Source organism: Streptomyces sp. NH27 (genome assembly GCF_056859195.1).
Genome location: NZ_JACEGK010000628.1, coordinates 1 through 4,209, shown reverse-complemented (window position 1 = coordinate 4,209; position 4,209 = coordinate 1). Strand labels below are relative to the sequence as shown.

Annotated in this window: 3 protein-coding genes; all 3 read right to left on the bottom strand. The window is 64.0% G+C overall.

Translation table 11 applies throughout. The features are described 5' to 3' along the window. Window positions 1–12 precede the first annotated feature (12 nt). Window positions 13–1,080: a hypothetical protein gene (locus AC13HU_RS33390; RefSeq protein WP_483045731.1), complete on the bottom strand. Its 1,068-nt coding sequence runs from the start codon at window positions 1,078–1,080 to the stop codon at window positions 13–15. Beyond that, window positions 1,077–1,925 carry a ParA family protein gene (locus AC13HU_RS33385; RefSeq protein ID WP_483045730.1) on the bottom strand — a complete coding sequence of 283 codons (849 nt, stop codon included), beginning with the start codon at window positions 1,923–1,925 and terminating at the stop codon, window positions 1,077–1,079. The genes AC13HU_RS33390 and AC13HU_RS33385 overlap by 4 nt, the downstream gene beginning before the upstream one ends. A 1,701-nt stretch (window positions 1,926–3,626) precedes the next feature. Further along, window positions 3,627–4,209 (bottom strand): prepilin peptidase (locus tag AC13HU_RS33380; protein ID WP_483045729.1); only part of this gene is annotated, 583 nt, incomplete at its 5' end.

Here is a 4,209-nt window from a genome sequence, read left to right as displayed (position 1 = left end):
ACATATTGATTTCTACCGGACTGAGGGGAATGGGCCTTCCTCGTCCACCTCGTCAAGGAAGCGGTCGACGGCTGCGGAGACGACGTCGAGGATGATTCCTCCGCTTCCGGCACCCCGTTGGCCACGCATCGTGCGCTTGAGTCCTTTGAGGAACTCGGACATGTCCGGGGAAACACCGGCTTGAATGCTCACGCCCGGCGGGTGCTCGCCTGACCACCTCTCGATCAGCCACTCGTTGGCGAGCGAAGCGAGCTCCTCAGGTCTCAGCTCGCTGATCTTTCGCAAAGCCGCATCGAGATAGTGGCCGGGCATGAGGTTGCGCTTCGAGCTTGCTGCGTCGTCGTCAGCCTTGTCCAGGAGCCGGGCCTTGGTCTCGCCCTCGATTCGGCCAGACCAAGTCACCCAGTTTCGTTCAGTGCGGTGCTTGATGAACGACTGAAGGACGGTAGCTTGGACGGGGCCTGGGCTACCTGCCTTCTTTCGCCTCGGCCTTAGTGTCGGCTCCGCCGAGGCAGCGGAGAACCCTGGCCCGTCATTGCGGCGTTGCCGTGTGGCCGGACGACTGGGGCGGGTGCCCTCTTCTGTAGAGATCGCCTCTGGAGCGGCCGACGCGGGCGCCTCGAGGATGGGCTGGTCGGTTCCCTTCTCCTGTTCGGCCAGCTGCGCCCCTGGCGACTCTTCCGCCTCTGCCCCAGCAGCCTGATTGGGAAGGGACACCGCAATGGCGGCGTCCTCTGGAGGCAAGGTGCGGGTGGCTTCTGCTGCCACCTGCTCCCTCGCAGGAGGTTCGTCGATTTTGACAGCCCGCAGTTCGCGAGCAGGTTCCTCATCTGCTGGGGCCGGCGGTTCGGGTGCTGGCGGAAGCGAGGCGGTCGACCCGGAGCTGCCACGGCGTTCAGATTCGGCTTCGTCGTCGCCAAGGAAGCCACCCTCGGTGGCATCGTTCCCTACGTGCTCGATGGCAGAGAAATCGAAAGATCGGGATTTCCCTCTCCTCCGCTTCGGGCTCGCTTCAGCCTCGGCCGGCGGCTTCCCTGTGCCTTCCTGTGCCTCCACCCGGTCATCAGGAACGGTGCTCACGTCGTCGAGCCCTTCATACGAGCGAGGATCTCGACGGTGAGGTCCTCGTACCAGCCGCTTGCCGCATAGCTCGGCTCATCAATCACGATGGGTCGGCTGATTCCATACGATGCGGAGATTTGCGGGCTCGTTCGGATCTGCTTGCTGAAGGGCGCGAGCTCGTGCTTCTGGAGGTACGTGTCGACAGCGTCAGCCTCATCGGTTCGCTTGGAAGGCGGCTGTGCTTCGTTGATCACCGTGCCGAGGAAGACAGGCTGACACTTTCCCTCGGTCCTCTCGGGGACCTTCGCAACGTTGTTCCGCACCACGCGGGCTCCATCGGCGGTTGCGAGGCGCGGGTTGCACACGGCGATGACGAAGTCGCCGGCGGCAAGAGCTACCGAGGACAGAGCGTCCGCAGAGGGCGGGGTGTCGACGAGGATGAAGTCGAACTCGTCCTCCACCGTCACGAGCAGCTCTCTAAGACTGGAGATGGCCTCCCAGCCGCGCTTCGCTACTTCGGTTCGGGCACGGTCGGTGACGTTCATGACCGACCCGATGACCCTCAGGGTCCCAGGCTGCTCGAACTCCTTGAGGAGGACGCTTCGGTCGACCATGCGGCTGTGCAGCGGCGGCATCGCTCCGAGGTCGTCGGAGTCGAGGGCGTCGATGTAGTCGATCAGCGCGCTGCCGATGTCCTGTGGCTTGCGGGCGAACGCGCCAAGGGAGACGCCGAGCTGGCCCTGGAGTTCGAGGTCGATCATGCCGACGCGAGCCCCACCGCTGGCGAGACTTGCACCGATATTCGCGGTTGTCGTGGTTTTACCCACTCCGCCCTTTTGGCTGGCGAGGATGATGACCTTCATGGGTGCCTTCCTCCCTCTCCCCTACCTCGCCCTGGTTGCTCGCTGTCCTGGGGCACTGTCGACGTCTGTTGGGGGTTTGGGACTGTCAGATTCACTAGGACGGTCGCAAGATTAACAGTCAGGAAGCCGCATCCCTTGCAGTACCGGGTCAGACAGCGTGTCGACGGTACTCGTTCGACTGAGGCATCGAATCTGTCAGTCCCGAACTCCCTTCCCGGTGACCCGTTATAGCGCGTTTTGTGTGGTATGTGACCATTCTTGGTTGCCTTGACTGCCGGCGCCGCGTCTCCGCGTGCGGGCCTAGGGCGTCAAGTGGAGGTGCGAGGCTGCGGGCCGGGCCGCAGCAACGCGGGACAGCATGGCCGCGGTAGGGCTCGCGTGAGCTGGCATCAGTGCGATGGGACGGCTGTCCGGAAGCGCGGCGCGGCGTGCGTTGGGTCGACCGGGCCAGGGCGTTCGGGGGCGCACATGGTTGTGCAGGGGACGCCGCTTGTGCGTGTTCAGGCGCGGCAGCGAGTGAGTTCGTCAGCGTTGTCCTGCGAGGGGCTTGAGGTAGCGGATGTAGGGGTTGCGTCTGCCCGTGGTGGTTGCTGCCTGGGTGTGACTGCACATGACGGGGTGAGCGTCTAAAGGTGGGTGCGCTAGCACATGGCAGTGGAGGCGCGTGGCAGGTGGGGTTCGGGCGCGCGTCGACTAGTGCGCCATACCGGAGTGCAGGGTCGACGAAAGCACGCACAGGAGAAGGCGGCTGCGAGAGTGCGCCAGCACTTCTGACTGTGGGGGGTGCTTTGCCGCAGTACGGCCGCAAGTGCGCGCGGGCCGACGTGGACACGGACGGCAGGGGGTTAGAAGGGGGGTGCGGATTGAAGTAAGCGGTGGGGGCTGAACGTAAAAGCGTAAGCAGCGAAGGACGTGCGCAAGATCGGAAGCAAGCGCGGAGCAAAGAAAGTACGGCCGGAAGGGTGTATGAGCCGTAGAGCTGTAGTGAAGCCGACGGAGAGAGCGTCGGAGTGTGCGTACAACAAGATGGACGAGAGAGGCGAAGGAAGAGCATCCGAAAAGACGGCCGGACGGATGGGTGAACGAGCGGTTGCAAGCGTAGTTGCAGGAAGTGACGCACGACCGAAAGTAAAGGCCGTAGTGCGTATGGGGCAGCGTAAAAACGTGAGAGGCGAAGCAAGAGCGAAGTGGCGCACGCAAGAAAAGACGGTTGAGCGAGATGAAGTGCGCGTATATGGAAGCGGGGAAGTGAGGTCGAAAACAAGAGGGAGCGCAAGATGGAGAGGAAGTGTGGACGCGATCACGTCCGCGTGCGTGTGTGTGTGTGTGGAAGTGTGTGAATTAGTGAATCTCGGCTCTTTGAGGGATGGTGATCTTCTTGCGCCTCCTCGCGCCGACGGCAGTGATTGCTTCTCGAGGTGAGAGAGTTTGGGACATGCTGGCAGTAAAAACACAGGTCAACGCGCCAGTAAGGCCGCGTGCGTGTGTGCGTGCGTGGAAGTGTGTGAATAAGTGAACGGCTCGGTGACTGAAGAATTCCCCAGCAGGATCGAACCCGGCTCCTTCTCTGCGGCACCGTTGCCCGGCTTCACTCACCTGCCTATGGGACAGAGATGCCGGGGCCTCGAGTCACTGCGCGCCTAGCTGACTTCCAGACCTCACGCCAAAGCGGCCACTGATTGAACCAAGGCGAGGGAGGTGTCAGGCCGATTTGATGGCGATCGCAGAGACGGTCATGGCCCCCAGGATCATCCAGGGGCCGAACGCGATCCGGGACCTGACCGTCGCGCGTCTGGTTGCGAGGAGGACTGTGGAGGCTGCGGCGGTGAGTACGAAGCCTGCGAAGGTGCCGCTGAGAACTGCCGACCAGCTTGTCCAGCCGAGTAGGGCGCCGATGGCGGGGGCGAGTTTGACGTCGCCGAGTCCCATTACGCGGGTGAGCGCGAGGATGAGGTAGGCAGCGGTGACGGCTGCCGCCGCTGTGGCGGCTCGGATGAGGCTGCCGTGCTCTCCGGCGAGTTGCGCTGCGGTTAGCAGGGCGAGGGTTCCGGTGGAGGCGGCGTAGGTCAAGGCGTTGGGGAGCCGGTGCACCGCGAGGTCGATGAGGGCCAGGGTGGTGCCGCAGGCGGCGAGCCAGTACTGCGCTGCGCCGGACCATCCGGTCGCGCCGGCGGTTGCCAGGGCTGCGAAGGCCAGGCCGGTGACGCCTTCGGGGGAGGCGGGTGCGGGGCCGAGGCGTTCGTGGCAGGTGGGGCAGCGCCCGTTGGCCGCGTGGAGCCAGGTG